Here is an 18,809-nt window from a genome sequence, read left to right as displayed (position 1 = left end):
CAATGCGGATTAAGATTCATGCAGATATGATTTTTTTTCTTTAAAAATAAATAATTTATTCATTTTATTTGAACTACATAAAAGACAAGTTACAAAACTGCTATCGAATACGATTTTACTTCGGACACTTTTGTCCGTTTAATGGCTAGATAAATTTAGAATGATGATGTCAAAGAATAATGTCCACACGTCAACAACTCGCTGCGCAAAACCGAGAAGTGCTTTTAGAAGCTGCGATTGAGGTATTCCGTATTCACGGGATCAATGCGCCTTTACAACTCATCATGGATCAAGCTCAAGTTGGACGTGCGACGTTTTATCGTAATTTTAATGACCGTCGTGAGTTAGTACTCGCCTTAATGCAAGCTGCCTTAAACCGACTTGAACAACGTGCGCTTAATTATGCACAGTTCGATGATGGATTTATTCGCCTCATTCAAGACCATATTTATAATATTCCCTATCTCACGGCTTTAATGGAATATTGGCGTGTGATCGATCGGGATGATCCTGCCATGGTTGAAATATACCAACGACGTGATGCCATATTACAACCGATGATTGATCAGGCCATTCAAAATGGTCGCTGTCGAGCAGACTTTAAACCGGCGGACTATGCCATGGTCACCTCCATTTTACGTGCAGCATTGCAAGGCCATACCGAAGCAGATCAGGAAAAACTCGCCAAACGTGCCGTGGAGTTTTTACTACATGGTATTTGCGGGTAACACATCATGTCCAAATCACCGCGTTTATTGGAACCTGCTCCGGATTGGACACCTGAAGAAAAACCGACCCTGCCCGGCTCTCCGGCTGCGATTGCACATCCCACCTATAAGCGTTTTTTATACTTCTTTATCGGTTTATTTGTTGCGATCTCGGGGAGTTTAAGTAATGGATTTATCACGGCAAATTTACCCCTTCTACAAGGTGAATATGGCTTAACGCCTTCAGAAGCGGCATGGATTCCTGCGGCATTTGTTATGGCCAATGTCAGCTCCAACCTAATCTTATTTAAAGCCCGTCAACAATATGGACTTAGGCTATTTTCAGAAATTGGTTTGGTTTTATTTATCGCGGTGATGGTGCTGCATTTATTCGTCCATACCTATGAAATGGCAATTTTTGCACGGGTGATTAGCGGCTTACTTGCAGCTCCACTCAGTTCGCTTGGGATGTATTACATCATGCAAGCGTTTAAACGCGCCCATTTTGGTCGTGGGCTTTATCTAGCCTTGGGCTTTCAGCAGTTGGGGATTCCGCTGGCATGGATCATGTCTCCCTATTTGGTCGATGTCAACGATTGGTCTATTTTCTATACCTTTGAATTAGGTTTAGCCTTATGTTGTTTGGCGATGGTGGTCTCGCTCAAACTGCCACGAAGTCTAAGAATCGAAGTGTTTGAAAAGCAGGATTTATTCACCTTTGCATTATTGGCACCCGGCTTTGCTTTGCTATGTATCGTGCTAACTCAAGGCCCGATTCTTTGGTGGTTTGAGGCTGAATGGTTGGCCTATTTACTCATCGCGGCTTTGATTCTTTTAGTTGTCGGTCTGACCTATGAACATTTTCGGGTCAACCCCCTGATTGTCACACGCTGGCTCGGAACATCGTCTACCGTAAGTTTTATTATCGGTGCCTTTGCCATTCGCTTCCTCATGTCAGAACAAAGCTATGCGGCCGTGAATTTTTTGAAAACCATGGGCATGGGACCCGACCAATTTGTTTCCTTTTATACCGTCGTGCTGATCGGGATTGTCTTAGGTACAGTGTTTAGTGCCCTGACCTTTTCCAAAGAAAAAATCGTGCTTCATCTGCTTGGTGCAGCAGGTCTCGTGCTCTTTGCCTGTGCGCTGGACTACCACCTGACCAGTGATGTTCGACCGCATGATTTTTATTGGAGTCAGTTTTTGGTGGGCTTTGCCAGTGGCATGTTTATTGGCCCACTTTTGCTTACAGGCATTATCAGTGCTTTGCAAAAAGGCCCATCTCACATGGTGACGTTTATCGTGCTGTTTTCTGCAACGCAAACCTTTGGGGGATTGGTCGGATCCTCGTTCTTTTCGACCTACCAGCAAATGCGTACCCAAACCTATCAGGCACAGATTTATAATGATTTATCGCAAACCTCACCTATAGTGGAACAGCGCCTACAACTATTGGCTCAAATTGCGCATCAATATTCTTTAGACCCCAATTTAGACCAACAACAAGCCATACGTAGCCTTAATCAAACCATCACTCGAGAAGCCCAAGTTCGAGCCTATAACGATGTGATTTTTTTAAATGGCATATTCGCCGTTTTATTGTTGCTTTGGGGTTTATTGCTGATGGGCAAAAATAAATATCAATTACGCCAACAGCAACGCACGGATAGTAGTTAAAATTTTCCCGACTTAAACAACATAAGCAACCGCCAAATGACCTAATTGATATTGAGAACAACATGACCGAAGACCATAAACCCACTGAGCAAGCAGCACCGCAGCAACCACAAACAGCAACCGCTATGCCTGCGCCATCGAGCAAGCTTATTTCTACGCCGCAGCGTACCTTGATTTTTATGTTGATCATCCTCTTGTTGGGAATTGCGCTGATCTTATGGGCGTGGCGGATTGGTCCATTTCATAACAGTATCGAGTCGACTGAAAATAGCTATGTCAAAGGCAAAACCACGGTGCTTTCATCACAAATTAATGGTTATGTGAAAGATGTTTTGGTGACGGATTTTGATCATGTGAAAAAAGGTCAAGTGCTTATGCATATCGATGCAACGACCTATGATCAAAAAGTCACACAGGCTGAATCTGGGGTGGAACAAGCACAGAACTCGCTTGCCAATCAAAGCCAGGCCATTGAACAACGCAGAGCAGATATTACGGCAGCCGAAGCGAAAGTGGACCAATCACGTGCGGCCTATGAATTAGCTCTTGCACAAATGACGCGCTACCAACAACTCGGCAATACTGGCGCTGCATCGAAATCAGAACAAAATAAAGCGATTGCAGACGCTAAAAATAGTTTGGCCCAACTTCATCAAGCAGAAGCCAATTTGCTGGTTGCCAAAGAATCATTCAAAACTGCACAAGTTGCAGCGACAGGGCTTAAAGCGCAAGTGAATAGTGCCAAAGCACAATTTGATCAGGCAGTGACCACTAAAGACTACAGCACGATTGTGGCACCTATGGATGGTCAGCTTGGCGAAGTCAGCCCGCGTATTGGTCAATATGTTGCGGCAGGCTCTCAACTGATGTATTTAATTCCACAGCAGCGCTGGGTGACTGCTAACTTTAAAGAAACGCAAATTGCAGATATGCATATTGGTCAAAAAGCTTGGTTCAGCGTCGATGGCATGAAACATCAAAAATTTTACGGCAAAGTTGAGCAAATCTCCCCTGCGGCTGGTTCTGAATTTAGTGTATTGAAACCTGACAATGCCACAGGAAATTTCACTAAAGTCGTGCAACGCATTGCCGTGAAAATTGCAATTGATCCCAATCAACAAGGTTTGGAAAACTTAAGACCCGGTATGTCTGTCGTCACCTCCGTTGATGTTGCTAGTTAGCAGATATCAGCAGTGAAGTGCTATAAGCAGAGTTGAACTGACCAAGATGCAAAGGATTTTATCTTCTGCACCTCCCGTTTTACAATGCCTACCTATTTGAACTCTAACGACCAAGATAACGATTACCAACATGTTTGAATCTATCGCCCACGCCATTCCTCAGCAGACTATTCAATATCAAGGGGTTGATTTATGTATTAAGCGTTTGGACTTGGTACACCCACAAATATCAGGCAATAAATTTTATAAACTCAAATATAATTTTATTGAGGCGCAGAAATTAGGGTTTAAACAGGTGCTTAGCTTTGGCGGTGCTTATTCAAATCACATTGCAGCCACTGCATATGCTGCACATTTATTCGGATTCGGCAGTTTAGGCATCATCCGTGGGGAGGAATTACAACATCAAGCCCGAAATCCTACTTTAGCCACCGCCCAACAGTTTGGTATGCAGCTCAGTTTTGTCACACGCCAACAGTATCGGGAAATGAAACAAGTTGACGCTTTAGCGCAATTACAACAGCAATATCCCGAACATTATGTCATTCCTGAAGGTGGAACCAATGCCTTGGCTATCCGTGGCTGTACGGAAATCTTAAGCCATGAAAATCAACAAAATTTTGATCTCATCTGCTGTGCCGTCGGTACAGGTGGAACCATAACGGGCTTGATCGAAGCCAGTGCGGAACATCAACATGTACTTGGTTTTTCAGCGCTCAAAGGCAATTTTCTTTGCGACGATGTTGCTCAGTTGACGCAGAAAACCAATTGGAACATCAGTGATGAATTTTGCTGTGGCGGCTATGCCAAAATAACGCCGGAACTATTACAGTTTATGCATGACTTTGAACAACGCTATGCGATCCCATTAGAACAAGTTTATACGGCTAAAATGCTGCGAGGTATTTTCAGCATGATTGAGCGGGGTCAAATTACAAACCATCAACGTGTTTTAGTGATCCATACTGGTGGCCTACAAGGTCGCCTGAAAGGTTCAACCGAAGCACTAAAAAGCGTATAATCCTGCGTCCTTTCTTCCATGCGGAAACTTACCATGTCGCAAAATCAATATGATGTCCTTGTTTTAGGTGCTGGTGCATCAGGCTTAATGACGGCATATAAAGCGGCGCAGCGTGGACGCAAAGTTTTGGTGGTTGAAAAAGCCAATAAAGTTGGCAAAAAGATCCTGATGTCTGGTGGTGGTAAATGTAATTTCACCAATTTGTATGTCGAACCAGAAAATTATATTTCACATAATCCGCACTTTGTTATTTCGGCATTAACTCGCTATACCAACTGGGACTTCATTGGTATGGTCTGCGAATATGGCATTGAGTACGAAGAGCGCAAACATGGGCAGTTATTTACCCAAAATGGTGCAAAAGAAATTCTCGCCATGCTATTGGCAGAATGTGACAAAACAGGCTTGGTAGATATTAAAACCAACTGTGAAGTAAAAGCAGTCAATGCCTTACCTGAACAAGGCTTTCAAGTGGCAACCAATCTAGGCTTTTTTGAAGCAGAATCGGTGGTTATTGCCACTGGTGGTCTGTCCATTCCAACGTTAGGTGGTTCAGGAATTGGCTATGAGATTGCCAAACAATTTGGTCATTTTGTCTACCCCACTCGTGCAGGCTTAGTACCCTTCACTTTCTCCGATAGTTTTAAAGAAGTAACCACTCGCTTGAGCGGCAATGCTGTTGAAGCGACGTTATCGAATGAGTTAAATAGTTTTACTGAGGCTTTACTCTTTACTCACCGTGGTTTAAGTGGCCCAAGCTCATTGCAGCTTTCAAACTACTGGGATGTCGGTCAACGTTTTAATATCAATTTCCTGCCTGCTTTAGATGTTTTAGATTTCCTCAAATCTAAAAAGTCTAGTCAGCCCAAAGTACTACTGCGCACACTGTTCAATGAACACTTACCGAAAAGTGTAGTTATAGAATTACAAAATCTGATTTGGCCTGAACAAGCTGAATTAGCCATTGGCAATATCAGTGATGAAAAACTAGAACTCATTGCAAGCCGTTTAGAAAGCTTTGAAGTAAAACCATCAGGCACTGAAGGTTACCGTACTGCTGAGGTTACACTCGGTGGTGTGGATACCACAGAAGTCTCATCAAAAACCATGGAAAGTAAAAAACAGAAAGGTTTGTACTTTATTGGCGAAGTACTTGATGTAACAGGTCATTTAGGTGGATACAACTTCCAATGGGCATGGGCTTCTGCGCATGCAGCTTCCGAATACGTCTGATCTCGACAAGAATTAATTAAACATAACCTGCAGATGATCTCTGCATAAAAAAGGGCTGATTCATTCAGCCCTTTTTCTTATCCGATCTGATTTATTCAAGATAGTCGGTTTTAAATAATGATACTGACGACGTCGAAGTTCGTTGAATTGTCAGATCCATTTTTTCAACGGCAACTGAAATATGTTGTGGTTGCACGCTTGCGGTTTGTTTGAGTGTCGATACTAAAGTATTGAGCATTGAAATTACCCCCATTTTGCCATTCCTTTGCACAGATCATAAGTGTCATTCATGACAGCAATATGAATCCTAAGTTTTTATATTTTAAGTAATATTCCATATATCACTATTACTTAAAATACCAATTTTCGGGTAAATTTCAATCATTATTTTTGGACTGATTGGTATCTTTATTTTCACTGTTTAGCGGTGATTGTTCTGTCTGCTCCAAATCAGTGCGTTTTGATTTTGCAAAAATAAAGCGTCGTGCACTCGCCAAAAAACCAACTGTGATCCCTGCAATAATCACTGGGGCTAAAAATTTATTCGGTGCTTTTGCCATACAAATATTCCTTATAAATCATTAAAATCGACCACATAAACGTGGCCGATTTTTTTAAAGACAGAATAGTTTAATTTGGATCATCTGGTTTTGGCGGGGTTAAAGGTGCCGAAGGTGCATCGACCTCTTTTTCAGCCTCACCAGTTGAACCAAATGGATTATTTTGTGGTTGATCACTTGGGTTTACATCCAACTGATCTGGCGTGGCCGTTTCTTTTTCACTGACACCGGGAGCAGCCTGTTGAATGTTTGGATAGCCATCATCGGTTTTCACTTCAGAAGTCATCACAGATGTTGATGGCGTTGGACTCGCTACAGACGATGTAGGTGTATTAAAGGTGGTTTTCGCCTTTGCCTGCTCCTGTACTGGATTCGGTTCATTGGCTTCGCGTTTCGCTTTATCGATAAGATCTGATAACAATCGTTCCGCCGGATTGCGACCACCTAGACCAAAGGCCAAAGCGAAAGCAACTGCAACCGCACCGAGGGTTAAACCAAAGGCCAAATTCACGATCGAGTCAGCAATACCCATGGCACGCAAGCCCATGGCTACAACCAAGCCCATAATCAGCACACGGACCAAATTACCTAACCAACGTGAACTGTTATATTCCCCTCGTTGCACCACATTTGCCACAATATTGGCAAGCCAGAAACCCACCACCAAGATTACAGCACCAAGTAAAATACTTGCACCGAACTGGATAAACATAGCAATAAGGGCACTGATTTGCTCAAAGCCTAAACGGTTAGCAGCTTCAGATACCGCAAATAACATGGTGAAAAATACAATGAGGCAACCGACAACATCCGACACTTTGGTTTTGCCCAAAAAGCGTTGAATGTCTAATTTTTCTGGCACAGTATCAACACCTGTACCCGAGATCACATCCACCACTAGACGCGCTACAAAGCGTGACACCACATAGGCCAAGATTAAGATTAAACCTGCGGCAATGATGTTCGGTATCGCATACATGATCTCATGTAACATGGCTGTTGCAGGCTGAGAAATCGCCTCGATACCAAGTGCTTCGAAAGCCACAATTAATGCAGTGATAATGACTATAGCAAAGACAAAATTACCCAAAACTTGAGCAAGTTTTGCGTTTTTAAACATGCCCACTTTTTCGACTTGCTGCTGCAGACTTAAACTGTTCACCAAGCCTTCCACGATGCCTCGTACAATCTTCGCTAAGATATAACCCACAAAGACGATGACACCAGCAATAAAGATATTGGGAAGATAAGAAACAACTTCAGTGACCATATTTTGGATTGGGAACAATAGACCGTTCAAACCCAAGATCGATAAAACAATCGGTAGGAAAAGTAACAAGATTAGCCAATACACTATTTCACTGATATTTTGACTGATTGGGCTGACGCCAACCTCAGAACTGAGTTTTTCATCGAGTTGGGTTTTATCCAGCAGTTTCTTTGAACCGACTTTGACCAAACTTGCCACGATCCAACCAATAAAACCTACAGCTACCGCAGCCAAAAGCTGTGGAATAAATAACAAGAACTGCTGAATCATATTACTGAATGGGCCGCTGACACTGGTCAAATTCAGCACATTGAGTGCACCAATGACAGCAATGATCAAAATAATCCAGAACACAACTCTGGAGACTATATTTTCAACATTGGAACGGTGCCCAGTTGCATTTGAAAGTTTTTGATTTGTACCTAATTTTTGCAAAACTTTTTTGACGCCAGCAGCAATCAATAAGGCAATGACCCAACCTATCAGGAGAATTGCTACTGCACTTAAAATGGGGTGAAACTGTTCCCAATAATACATGGCATCAAAACGGCCACGCGGACCACCCAGATAATCATTCATATGTTCGCCCTCATTGTTATACATGATCTGTTGTTATGTGCATTTTTACGTATGCCGCGTATCACACAGCATTAGTGCTTTGAACTTAAGCTTTCTTTTCCACCTTAGTTTTTGCATATTTTTTAATCAACCAAAGTATGCATAACTCCAACAAAAGCTCACAATTGAATGTAAAAAAGCCTTGGAACAACCAAGGCTTTATTTATGTCACTCTGAAGAGATACTTAAGGTTCAGATCTTGCACTCATGTAACTCTGACTCATGTTTATCATCAATTATTATCAACGATCTGTCGCAGTTGCGGTATTTGAGTCATTAGCAACAGCTTCATCTCCCGCTGTACCGCTAGTCGTATCATTGGCTGTCGCAGTTTGTGCATTGGGTGCAGGATGATCAGGCGGTGCATCCGAAGCAGAAGGTTTCATATCTGCAAACATATAAAATAATAATGCGATTAAAAAGATACCCACTAAAATCAGTATGTACACAGGGATACGTTTTTTTTGTGTTGTTTCTTCCGTACTGGTGGTATGGGGTGGTTTATTAAAATCGTGTGTCATATTCCCCTCGCTATTTTGTTGTTCATAGTTGAATTTTTATACTAGCAATACAATATCCTGTATTGTGTGAAGAACAATTACAATCAGTGAAAACGTGTAACTTGAAAGATCAATTCAATTTATATCCGTTTTTCTGTTTAGATAATTCCCTTAATTTTAGATTTAAAATCAATCGCTAAGGTATAAATATCGGACAATGAACTGAATACTACATTTCAATCGTATTCATTTTCAGAGTGATAAGTTTTTCGAAAATAACTGCTTTTTTGAGCCCGGTGGAATTATCTGCTTTTGATGAATGAAATGAGCTATAATCATGCACCTTATTTTTCACCTGTTATCAAATCTATGGCGTACCATCAACAAGGTGTAACGCTTGATCTTGACACTGACGTCACTCATCAATGTTCCCTTCATTACACTCGTGATCAGCATCTTATTGGCATTATTGAATTTAGTAAGCCGAGTTATGTGTTGAAATGGGGTGATTTGGAATATTTCCGCCGACGTACTGAAGAGTTTTCAGTGATGCCATTCCCTGAATGCATCAATGCGATGGTGATTGATATTCGAAATATTGCGGCTTTTTTAGATAATGAAGTGCCTATTATTCCTTGGCGCTTGCTCGAAGAAGAATGTCCGATTCGCTTAGTTGTTCCCCAAGATCGACTGGAGCATTATGCTGGCTTTTTTGAACCGACTTGGTTGACTGCTGACGTAGACACAGCGATTCAAGAAATTCGTGAATTTATGGATATGTTTGTGCATTAATACAGAGATTAAACTAAAGTTTAATCCCGAAAACCTCCATTTGGAGGTTTTTTTATGCCCTTTTATTTTAATTATTTATTTCACAATAAAATTAAATTATTTTATATTTAATGACTTATAGCAAACCTTCTTATAAAAAATGTTCATAACTTATCTCATTTCTTAGTAACAATTCGGCAATAAATTTTGCTTGAGCCTTGCTCAATTTATCACCTAAGATGTAGAAAATGATCTCTTTTTTATTGTTGAAACATTCTTAAAAACAAAGCAATAAAATCTAACGAGAAACAAGATCATAAAAAGTGGATATTAAATCAGGGTAAAAGGAGTTTTAACGATGACGTCAAAAAAACATTTAGCAACTTTGTTCTGTGCAAGTGCGCTCACTTTAGGGCTTAGCGCATGTAGTGACAATAAAGCACCTACAACGGATAAAGCTGCAGGAAGTGAAGCTGCTGTTTCTGACTCAGGGACTTTAGATAAGATCAAAAAATCCGGCACGATTGTATTAGGCTATCGCGATTCATCGATTCCATTTTCATATATCGCAGATAATCCAAACCAACCTGTAGGTTATGCACACGATCTTCAATTAAAAGTCGTTGAGGCGGTTAAAAAGCAATTAAATCTTCCCGAATTAAAAGTCCGTTATAACTTAGTGACTAGCCAAAACCGTATTCCATTGGTTTCTAATGGCACCGTCGACTTAGAGTGTGGTTCAACCACAAACAATAAAGAACGCCAACAACAAGTAGATTTCTCAACAGGTTTCTTTGAGGTCGGTTCACGCTTACTTACAGCAAAAGACTCTGGGGTTAAAGACTTTGCTGACCTAAAAGGCAAAAAGTTAGTCACCACGGCAGGAACGACATCTGAGCGTTATATTCGTCAACATGAAAAAGAATTAGGTATTGGTGAAGTCATTTCTGCCAAAGACCATGCTGAGTCTTTCCTCATGCTACAAAATGGTCGTGCAGCGGCATTTATGATGGATGATATTTTGCTGGCGGGTGAAAAATCGAAAGCCAAAGATCCAAATAAATGGGAAATCGTGGGTACAGCGCCGATTCATGAAATCTATGGTTGTATGCTGCGTAAAGGCGATACTGGCTTTAAACAAGTGGTTGATGATGCAATCAAAGCGACCTATAGCTCTGGTGAAATCAATGACATGTATAAAAAATGGTTCCAAACGCCAATTCCACCAAAAAATATCAATTTGAATTTCCCGATGTCTGATCAATTAAAAGCATTGATTAGCAATCCACATGACCGTGACGAATAACTTTCCCTAAACATTCTAAAGATGCTTAAGCCAAACGGATTTTGGCTTAAGCTCATTATAGGGAGTTCCTATGAATTATAGCTGGAATTGGGGTGTGCTGTTCCAATCTACAGGTGTAGGTGATTCGACCTACCTGAATTGGATTTTAATTGGGATCGGCTGGCTGTTTGTCATCGCTTTGGTGGCATGGAGCATTGCGATGGTGCTCGGCAGCATCTTGGGTATTATGCGTACCCTACCGAGTCCTGTAGCACGAGGTATTGGTACGGCCTACGTGACTATTTTCCGAAATGTACCCTTATTGATTCAACTATTTATATGGTTCTATGTTGTACCCAACTTCCTCCCTGCTGCGATTAAAAGCTGGTGGATGAATGACCTTGGGGCAAATACGACCGCCTTAATTTCCGCAAGTGTCGGCTTGGGTCTTTTTACAGCTGCACGGGTCTGTGAGCAAGTCAGGACTGGTATTGAAGCGCTTCCTTTGGGGCAAACCAATGCTGGTTATGCCATGGGATTTAGCACGACTCAACTTTATCGCTATGTGATCTTACCTCAGTCGTTCCGTACGATTTTGCCACCACTGAGCTCTGAGTTGACCAACTGTGTCAAAAACACCTCAGTTGCGTCTTTGGTCGGTGTTGCAGAAATCATTTCACAGATGAAAACCATCAGTGAATACACGCAAAACACTATCGAAATTTATACCTACGTCACCATTATTTTCATCGTGATCAACATCTGTTTAATTGGTTTAATGAATTTTCTGGAAAAACGCCTACGCGTTCCTGGCTTAATTGCAGGAGATAAATAATGGAATGGCTCAGTTCTTTTATTCAAGACCTTCAAGCGTCTGGCCCTGCGCTATGGCATGGTTTCAGCATCACACTCAAAGTGGTGATCACGGCAACCATTGGTGGTGTCTTTATTGGGACTTTATTGGCGTTGATGCGCCTGTCCTCGATTAAGGCTTTAAATATTTTTGCTAAAGGCTATGTGAACCTCTTTCGTTCTATTCCTTTGCTCTTGGTGCTGATGTGGTTCTACTTTGCAGTACCCTTTATCTACACAGGGATCACCGGTAACTATCTAACGATTGATACTGCCCTCGTTTCGAGTATCGTGGCCTTCATGCTATTTGAAGCGGCTTACTTTTCAGAGATTGTCCGTGCCGGTATTCAATCAATTCCTAAAGGTCAAACTTCTGCAGCTTATGCTCTCGGTATGAGTTATAGCCAAGCAATGCGCTTAATTATTTTGCCGCAATCTTTTCGCAAAATGACGCCACTTCTCTTACAACAAACCATCATTCTGTTCCAAGATTCAACCATGGTTTATGCCATCGGACTGTTAGACTTTTTCCGCACCAACTATGTTCGAGGCGACCTTATGTCATTGTTAACTCAATACATTCTGTTTGCTGGTTTGGTGTATTTCACTATTAGTATGATCGCTACCTATGCAGTTAAAAAATTACAACGGAGGTTAAGTGTATGACCGATCAAAAAACGATGATTGACCTCCAAAATGTCAGTAAATGGTATAAAGATTTTCAAGTGCTTACCGATTGCACGACTCAAATTAAACAAGGTGAAGTGGTTGTGGTGTGTGGGCCTTCAGGTTCAGGGAAATCAACACTCATTAAAACCGTTAATGGGCTTGAGCCTTTTCAGGCCGGGACGATTTTAGTCGACGGTATTTCCATTAATGACCCAAAAACCGATTTAAATAAATTGCGTAGTCGTGTCGGCATGGTATTCCAGCACTTTGAATTGTTTCCACATTTATCCATTACCGAAAACCTGACTATTGCGCAGGTTAAAGTCTTGGGTCGATCAGAAGCCGAAGCCAAGAAAAAAGGTTTGGCTTATTTAGACCGTGTGGGTTTAAGTGCGCATGCCGCTAAATTCCCTGCACAGTTATCAGGTGGACAACAACAACGTGTTGCGATTGCACGTGCGCTCAGTATGGACCCGATTGCCATGCTGTTTGATGAACCGACTTCGGCACTTGATCCAGAGATGATTAACGAAGTGCTTGATGTGATGGTGGGTCTTGCCAAAGAAGGTATGACCATGATGTGTGTAACCCATGAGATGGGTTTCGCGCGTCAGGTTGCGGACCGTGTGATCTTTATGGATCAAGGAAAAATTGTGGAAGACTGCAGTAAAGATGATTTCTTTAATGCCCCTCGTGGTGAACGAGCGCAGCAGTTCTTAAATAAAATTCTGCATTAATATCAAAACGTTTATTTAACTGATTTTACGCAGTAACATCAGAAGCGTAATTTGATTCAAATAAAAGTACGATATGCGGTAACGTCATCCGCAAGTGTTTGAGATAGGACTTCTTCTAATCAAAAATGTTTTTGCGATACTTTAGATAATTAGATGCTAGTGAACGAGTTTTGTCGGTGAGTGCATTGCACCGCAAGATGGTTTCCTTGCGAAGCACGCTTCTCATTTTGCCTAATGAGAAGCGTGCTTCGTAAGAGTACCTCCAGCCGAAGGCTAATCACTTTATTCATTCCCTTGATGTAAGACTCCATCGAATTGGCTTAACAATCATTTTAAAAATGCAAAATTACTTTTGCATGCATAACATCAGTTATTTAATTTCCGAAAATAAAAAAGCTCATCCATCGATGAGCTTTTTTTCATGGCAGATTACCAATAATTTTCTACAGCAATATTTCCTTCACCACGACGGTTCATAGTCAAACCACGCGCTTTTAAGGCCGCCTTGGTGTCATCAACCATTTGTGGATTACCACACAGCATGACATGCGTCGTATCAACATTAAACGCTAAGCCTGCCGCCTGTTCTAACTCGCCATTTTCAATTAAAACTGGTAAACGGTCATGCAATGGTGCATTTGGATCACGTGTCACAATAGGAATAAATTTGAAGCCCGTATGCCCTTCACCAAAGGTCTCAGCGATTTCTTGAATCCGCTCTACATAAGCCAGTTCTGATACGGTGCGCACACTGTAGACTAGATTAATTTTTTCGTATTTAGACCACGTTTCAAAGTCTTGTAACATTGATAAAAACGGTGCAAGACCCGTTCCTGTCCCCAACAGCCATAAGTCCTTGGGCAATGGCAACTGATAACGCGCCAAGGTGAGGAATCCATAAGGGACTTTTTCTAAATACAGCTCATCGCCCACTTGTAGATGCTGCAAATTTGAAGTAAACGCACCATCTGGAACAACGATAGAAAAAAACTCTAAAGTTTCATCAAAAGGGGACGACACCACAGAATAGGCACGAACCACCAATTCATCGCCCACTTTCAAGCCGATTCGTGCGAACTGACCAGCGGTAAATTTAAAATGCGCAGGGCGTGTCATGGTAAAACTGAACAAAGTATTGGTCCAACGGTGTACAGATAAAACCTTTTCTAAGCTAAATTTTTCAATTGACATGATTTGAACGTGGCGTGACAGACTGTGCTCATGTTAGCATGACAGCATAATTTATTAATATTTTTTAAATGTTAAGGCCCGATTCATGCGCATGACTTTACGCCAGTTGGCTGTTTTTGTAGCAGTCGCTCAAGAAGGTACCGTTACCAAAGCCAGTGATGCTGTCAAACTTACTCAAAGTGCAGCAAGTATGGCATTGGCAGACCTCGAAGATGGTCTCGGTGCTCCACTGTTTGACCGACTTGGTAAACGCTTGCAATTGAATGACTTGGGTCGTTTTTTATTGCCACAAGCTTTGGAAATTTTAGGGCGCTGCGAAGCTTTTGAACAAGCAGCCAAAGGCGAACTACAAAGCATTGATCTGCGTTTAGGTGCGACCCTAACCATCAGTGACTACTTGATGCCAGACCTCATGGCAGATTTCTTACAAATTCAGCCTCAAGCACATTTACAACTTCAAGTCGGCAATACCCGCCAAATGATTGAAGCGGTGAACCAATTTCAGTTGGATTTGGCCTTAATTGAAGGTTCATGCCATCTGCCACAGTTGCAATGTATTCACTGGCGTGACGATGAACTTGCCGTGTGCTGTTCACCAGAGCACCCTTTAGCGAAGTTGGATCGTGCACTCACTGCAGCTGACTTTGATAACGTAGAATGGATCTTACGTGAAGAAGGTTCAGGCACACGTGAAGTATTTGACAACGCAATTTTAAAAGACCTGCCAGATGCCAATATACGTTTAACCTTGGGTCATAACGAAGCCATTTTAAAAATCGTGGCAGGTGGTCTTGGTATGTCATGTATTTCTAAACTGGCAATTGAGCCTTTACGTGAAAAAGGGCAATTGGTGGTTTTAGATACGCCGTTTTGGCAACTTGCCCGTCCATTATTTATGTTGGTACATCGTCAGAAATACCAAGGACCGGGTCTCAAAGCCTTTATGCAATTTTGTGAAAAATAAAAAAAGCGCCTTAAGGCGCTTTTTTATCTATTTTTAAATTGGCGTTCACATGGTTCGCCATCATTATTGCCGTCCATTTTCGTATTTGGACAATTATTATTAAAGAACACTGCTTCTTCGTATGAACGCATCTGACTACAATGCGTACGCCCATCACAACTAAACTGTGCTTTATCTACTACCCTTGGCGTATCACTTGAAGAAGGTGCCTGCGCAGTGTATTGAACAACAGACTGAGCTTGCGTTGAAGCTGTGCCGTATAGATTTTTTTCACCTTGCTCAGTCAGCACCCGATCGGGTAAATCCCCCTGAGCTTTACGTTGTTCTTTTACAATGTTTTCATTTTCTTGCATGAGCTGTTGTAAATGTAGCTGCTTCTGTTCTTGGTACTGCTGATATTTCCCATAAACAGCCACAGCTAATACTAGAATTACAATGAGTCCAATCATGCTGAAGATTTTACTGCCCCAAACTGTGCCTTTGGCTGTATCGTGAGGAGTAGCTTGGTCATTCACTCGATCCGACCTTGATTCAAATGACGGATTTATCTGTTCATGAGTGGACTGCTCTTTTTTCAAATCTAAACGGATGATATTTACCGCTTTAAATTTACCTCGATCTGCTTCAATCCTGTATTTGAGATTTTCTCCAACACGTGGTTCGATGTGTCGGCTAGGAAAATCACTAATATGAAAAAATAAATCCTGTGCTTGATCTTGTTGTATAAATCCAAAGCCGCGCTCAACGTTATAGCTTTTGATTTTCCCCTCTTTAAACATAAAAATTGTCTCTCATCTTTTCTTTTAATACTCTTATGATAATAAAAAAAGAGGCCCTATAGACCTCTTTTTCAATTTCAAAGATTTCAATGAAATCTTACAATCACATTATTTACGCAAATTCGAAAGCAAAGCTGAAGTAATTGACTGGTTATTTGCCACTACTTTAGATTTTTTAGCTTTTGCAGATTTGTCTTCTTCACGCTCAATGTTTATGGCTTTATAACGATCACCATTTTTCACCACATTAAATTTCACACGATCATTACGTTTTGGCTCGACACCATCTGCGGGAAAGTCAGAGATATGGAAAAATACATCACCTTCTTCACATGAAAGAAAGCCAAAGCCCTTTTCAGGATTGTACTGCTTCACTTTACCTTTATATTGTTCGGACTTCATAAAGTACCCTATTCCATTTATTCCAATGTCTTTAGTATATAAAAAAGAGGCTATAAAAGCCCCTTTTCTGTTCATGATGCAAAAATTAGTCTTTTTGAACTGAACCGAAAATTTTATCGCCTGCATCGCCAAGACCAGGAACGATATAACCGTTTTCATTTAAACCTTGGTCTACAGATGCTGTGTAAATGATCACATCTGGGTGAGCTTCATTTACACGTTTAATGCCTTCTGGAGCGGCAACAAGCACCATGACACGAATATCTTTACAACCACTGGCTTTTAGAACGTCAATAGCAGCAACGAGCGATGAACCTGTTGCAAGCATTGGGTCAATAATCATCGCTAAACGGTTTTGTACGTCTGGTACTAATTTTTTGTAGTAAGTACGCGCTTCTAAAGTTTCTTCATCACGCTCTAAACCCAATACAGATACTTTCGCACTTGGAATCAGGTTTAAGAAACCATCCAACATACCAATACCTGCACGTAAAATCGGTACGACTGTTATTTTTTTACCGGCAATACGATCTACAGTTACTTTACCATTCCAACCATCAATTTCATGATCGACCATCGGTAAATCTTTCGTTGCTTCATAAGTCAGAAGCATAGTCACTTCTTGAGCAAGCTCACGGAAGTTTTTAGTACTAATATCTGCACGACGAAGTAAGCCGAGTTTATGTCGAATAAGCGGATGACGGATTTCATGGATAGCCACGGGAGAACACCTAAAAGGTTAAGATAAAATTTCAACCATTATAAAGCTATTTAACAAATGATAAAAATAAAAAAGCCCCCTTTACAGGAGGCTTTTTTGTAATAAGCAAATTAATTGCTTAATTCATTAGTTAAAACCACTTTGAATTAAGCTAAAAATGAACTGTTGTAATTCAGGTGAGATCGCAAAGTATGCCACTTGAGAAACTGCAATGATTGGATCTGGATATACACCGATCAACAACACAAGAGCAGCTGCACCAAGCACCATAATACCACCCACTTTTTGACCCCAATGATCGACAGCGTCGATACGTGGGTTTTCCGGTGGAGTCATGTACATCACAACCATCACACGTAGGTAGTAGTACAAACCGATACCTGAACCAAGGATCACCATTGCAGCTAAGAACCATGAACCACCAGCAACTGCTGTTTTGATCACAAGGAACTTACCAATAAAGCCCGCTGTTAATGGGATACCTGCAAGAGATAACATCATGACAGTGAGTGTTGCAGTCAACACTGGACGACGCCAGAACAAACCACGGTACTCAGCAAGACTACCTGCTTCGTCTTTGTTGTTGTAAGGGCTAGACATCAGTGTCACAACACCGAACGCACCAATCGTTGTTAATACATAAGTAATCACATAAACGTTGACGCTGCTGAATGTTGCAAAGCCTTGTACTTGAACAAAGTCAGTATTACGTGCACTGACAATCGCAACAAGTAAGTAACCAAAGTGAGCGATTGAAGAGTATGCAAGGATACGTTTCAAGTTCACTTGACGTACTGCTAGTAAGTTACCCGCAAGGATAGACAATACTGCAATGATGGTCACGATCGTGATGAAGCTGTCAGAAAGGATTAAGCCAGAAGCCAAGAAGTAACGAACGAATAGACCGATCATTGCCACTTTAGCCACAGTCGCTAAGAATGTCGCGATTGGCGCTGGCGCACCTGCATACACGTCTGGTGTCCATTTGTGGAATGGCGCAAGAGACAATTTAAATGCAACAGCAAATACAATCAGTGCAAGACCAAGGACTACACCCGGTTGGCTGAATGTTGTGAACATTTTGCCTGGTTCAGCAACGAATGCCATTGTACCTGTATACGCATATACATAAGCCATACCCATCAACAACATCGCAGAAGCGGTTGCTGAAAGCACCAAGTATTTCACACCCGCTTCAAGCGACTGTGAACGTTGGTGTGTATAAGCCAATAGGCCGTATACAGGAATCGACATTAACTCAAGGCTGATAAAGAATGACGCATAGTGAGAACTTGCAACCATTAACAATGCACCTGTTACAGAGCACAGCATCAAGATATAAAGTTCTTCACGGTTATCTTTATAGGTTTCGATATACGCATGTGACAATGTGCAGCAAGCAAGTGCTGCAATCAAAATCACGAATTGGTACAACATCGTAAATGGATCTACGATGAACAAATTCATTACGTTTGCAGGTGCATACTGCCCTGCAACGAAAACAAAAATAATATAAAAGGCTGCAAGGTTCAGACCGATAACGGAAGTCGTTGCAACTAAATTGTGGTTACGCTTGATTGCAATTAGCAACATCACGACGATCGCAGTTAAAGCCACGATCATCACAGGAGCTAATGGCATAAGCTCAGAAAATGACATTGTGAAGTCCAT

The 18,809-nt window shown here is 41.4% G+C and carries 20 protein-coding genes; 11 read left to right on the top strand and 9 right to left on the bottom strand.

What is annotated here, in order from left to right; translation table 11 throughout:
* The first annotated feature begins 179 nt into the window (after positions 1-179).
* The 5 genes from FTU80_RS00335 (at position 180) to FTU80_RS00315 (ending at position 5,819) form a co-directional block, all read left to right on the top strand.
* A complete protein-coding gene (locus FTU80_RS00335; RefSeq protein WP_180083576.1) occupies positions 180-728 on the top strand; it encodes a TetR/AcrR family transcriptional regulator in 549 nt (182 codons plus the stop codon).
* A 6-nt stretch (positions 729-734) separates the two neighbouring features.
* The gene (locus FTU80_RS00330) at positions 735-2,384 is read left to right on the top strand and encodes an MFS transporter (RefSeq protein ID WP_180083571.1); all 1,650 of its coding nucleotides are present in this window, start codon (positions 735-737) and stop codon (positions 2,382-2,384) included.
* 62 nt (positions 2,385-2,446) lie between these two features.
* Positions 2,447-3,565, top strand: coding sequence for an HlyD family secretion protein (locus tag FTU80_RS00325; RefSeq protein ID WP_180083568.1), 1,119 nt, complete (start codon positions 2,447-2,449; stop codon positions 3,563-3,565).
* Between the two features lie 130 nt (positions 3,566-3,695).
* Positions 3,696-4,586: a 1-aminocyclopropane-1-carboxylate deaminase/D-cysteine desulfhydrase gene (locus FTU80_RS00320; protein ID WP_180083565.1), complete on the top strand. Its 891-nt coding sequence runs from the start codon at positions 3,696-3,698 to the stop codon at positions 4,584-4,586.
* Between the two features lie 33 nt (positions 4,587-4,619).
* Complete coding sequence (locus FTU80_RS00315) at positions 4,620-5,819, top strand: NAD(P)/FAD-dependent oxidoreductase (protein ID WP_180083562.1); 1,200 nt, start codon at positions 4,620-4,622, stop codon at positions 5,817-5,819.
* 91 nt (positions 5,820-5,910) lie between these two features.
* Here the strand turns inward: FTU80_RS00315 and FTU80_RS00310 are convergent, their stop codons facing one another.
* From FTU80_RS00310 to FTU80_RS00295, 4 genes are all read right to left on the bottom strand, one after another.
* Complete coding sequence (locus FTU80_RS00310) at positions 5,911-6,072, bottom strand: hypothetical protein (protein ID WP_162689753.1); 162 nt, start codon at positions 6,070-6,072, stop codon at positions 5,911-5,913.
* Positions 6,073-6,196: 124 nt separating this feature from the next.
* Complete coding sequence (locus FTU80_RS00305; protein ID WP_180083559.1) at positions 6,197-6,379, bottom strand: hypothetical protein; 183 nt, start codon at positions 6,377-6,379, stop codon at positions 6,197-6,199.
* Between the two features lie 70 nt (positions 6,380-6,449).
* Positions 6,450-8,228, bottom strand: a complete 1,779-nt coding sequence (locus tag FTU80_RS00300) for a mechanosensitive ion channel (RefSeq protein ID WP_180083556.1) — start codon at positions 8,226-8,228, stop codon at positions 6,450-6,452.
* Between the two features lie 281 nt (positions 8,229-8,509).
* Positions 8,510-8,788, bottom strand: a complete 279-nt coding sequence (locus FTU80_RS00295; protein ID WP_111884899.1) for a hypothetical protein — start codon at positions 8,786-8,788, stop codon at positions 8,510-8,512.
* 348 nt (positions 8,789-9,136) lie between these two features.
* Between FTU80_RS00295 and FTU80_RS00290 the strand changes: the two genes are divergently transcribed.
* The 5 genes from FTU80_RS00290 to FTU80_RS00270 all read left to right on the top strand — a co-directional run bounded on the left by FTU80_RS00290 (position 9,137) and on the right by FTU80_RS00270 (position 13,081).
* Positions 9,137-9,559, top strand: a complete 423-nt coding sequence (locus FTU80_RS00290; RefSeq protein ID WP_078192409.1) for a hypothetical protein — start codon at positions 9,137-9,139, stop codon at positions 9,557-9,559.
* A 337-nt stretch (positions 9,560-9,896) separates the two neighbouring features.
* Positions 9,897-10,844, top strand: coding sequence for a transporter substrate-binding domain-containing protein (locus tag FTU80_RS00285; protein WP_180083553.1), 948 nt, complete (start codon positions 9,897-9,899; stop codon positions 10,842-10,844).
* Between the two features lie 70 nt (positions 10,845-10,914).
* A complete protein-coding gene (locus FTU80_RS00280; protein WP_078192284.1) occupies positions 10,915-11,658 on the top strand; it encodes an amino acid ABC transporter permease in 744 nt (247 codons plus the stop codon).
* Positions 11,658-12,341, top strand: coding sequence for an ABC transporter permease subunit (locus FTU80_RS00275; protein ID WP_180083550.1), 684 nt, complete (start codon positions 11,658-11,660; stop codon positions 12,339-12,341). The genes FTU80_RS00280 and FTU80_RS00275 overlap by 1 nt, the downstream gene beginning before the upstream one ends.
* The gene (locus FTU80_RS00270; protein WP_078191089.1) at positions 12,338-13,081 is read left to right on the top strand and encodes an amino acid ABC transporter ATP-binding protein; all 744 of its coding nucleotides are present in this window, start codon (positions 12,338-12,340) and stop codon (positions 13,079-13,081) included. Before FTU80_RS00275 ends, FTU80_RS00270 begins: the two co-directional genes overlap by 4 nt.
* Before the next feature lie 429 nt (positions 13,082-13,510).
* On the opposite strand, the gene FTU80_RS00265 is transcribed toward FTU80_RS00270, so the two are convergent.
* Positions 13,511-14,272 (bottom strand): ferredoxin--NADP reductase, encoded by a 762-nt coding sequence (locus tag FTU80_RS00265; protein ID WP_180004746.1) that lies wholly within the window; start codon positions 14,270-14,272, stop codon positions 13,511-13,513.
* A gap of 85 nt (positions 14,273-14,357) precedes the next feature.
* Here FTU80_RS00265 and gigC point away from each other — a divergent pair, with 85 nt between their 5' ends.
* Positions 14,358-15,236: a LysR family transcriptional regulator GigC gene (gene gigC, locus FTU80_RS00260; protein ID WP_111884894.1), complete on the top strand. Its 879-nt coding sequence runs from the start codon at positions 14,358-14,360 to the stop codon at positions 15,234-15,236.
* Between the two features lie 23 nt (positions 15,237-15,259).
* Here gigC and FTU80_RS00255 read toward each other — a convergent pair whose 3' ends face one another.
* The 4 genes from FTU80_RS00255 to nuoN form a co-directional block, all read right to left on the bottom strand.
* Complete coding sequence (locus FTU80_RS00255) at positions 15,260-16,015, bottom strand: cold shock domain-containing protein (RefSeq protein WP_180083547.1); 756 nt, start codon at positions 16,013-16,015, stop codon at positions 15,260-15,262.
* Between the two features lie 108 nt (positions 16,016-16,123).
* Positions 16,124-16,417 (bottom strand): cold shock domain-containing protein, encoded by a 294-nt coding sequence (locus FTU80_RS00250; RefSeq protein ID WP_078192288.1) that lies wholly within the window; start codon positions 16,415-16,417, stop codon positions 16,124-16,126.
* 85 nt (positions 16,418-16,502) lie between these two features.
* A complete protein-coding gene (gene upp / locus FTU80_RS00245) occupies positions 16,503-17,138 on the bottom strand; it encodes a uracil phosphoribosyltransferase (RefSeq protein ID WP_078192289.1) in 636 nt (211 codons plus the stop codon).
* A gap of 126 nt (positions 17,139-17,264) precedes the next feature.
* Positions 17,265-18,809, bottom strand: coding sequence for an NADH-quinone oxidoreductase subunit NuoN (gene nuoN, locus FTU80_RS00240; RefSeq protein ID WP_078192290.1), 1,545 nt, complete (start codon positions 18,807-18,809; stop codon positions 17,265-17,267).

This window comes from Acinetobacter sp. YH12145, from assembly GCF_013418335.1.
Classification (GTDB): Bacteria; Pseudomonadota; Gammaproteobacteria; order Pseudomonadales; family Moraxellaceae; genus Acinetobacter; species Acinetobacter amyesii.
This window is presented reverse-complemented; position numbering and strand designations above follow the sequence as displayed.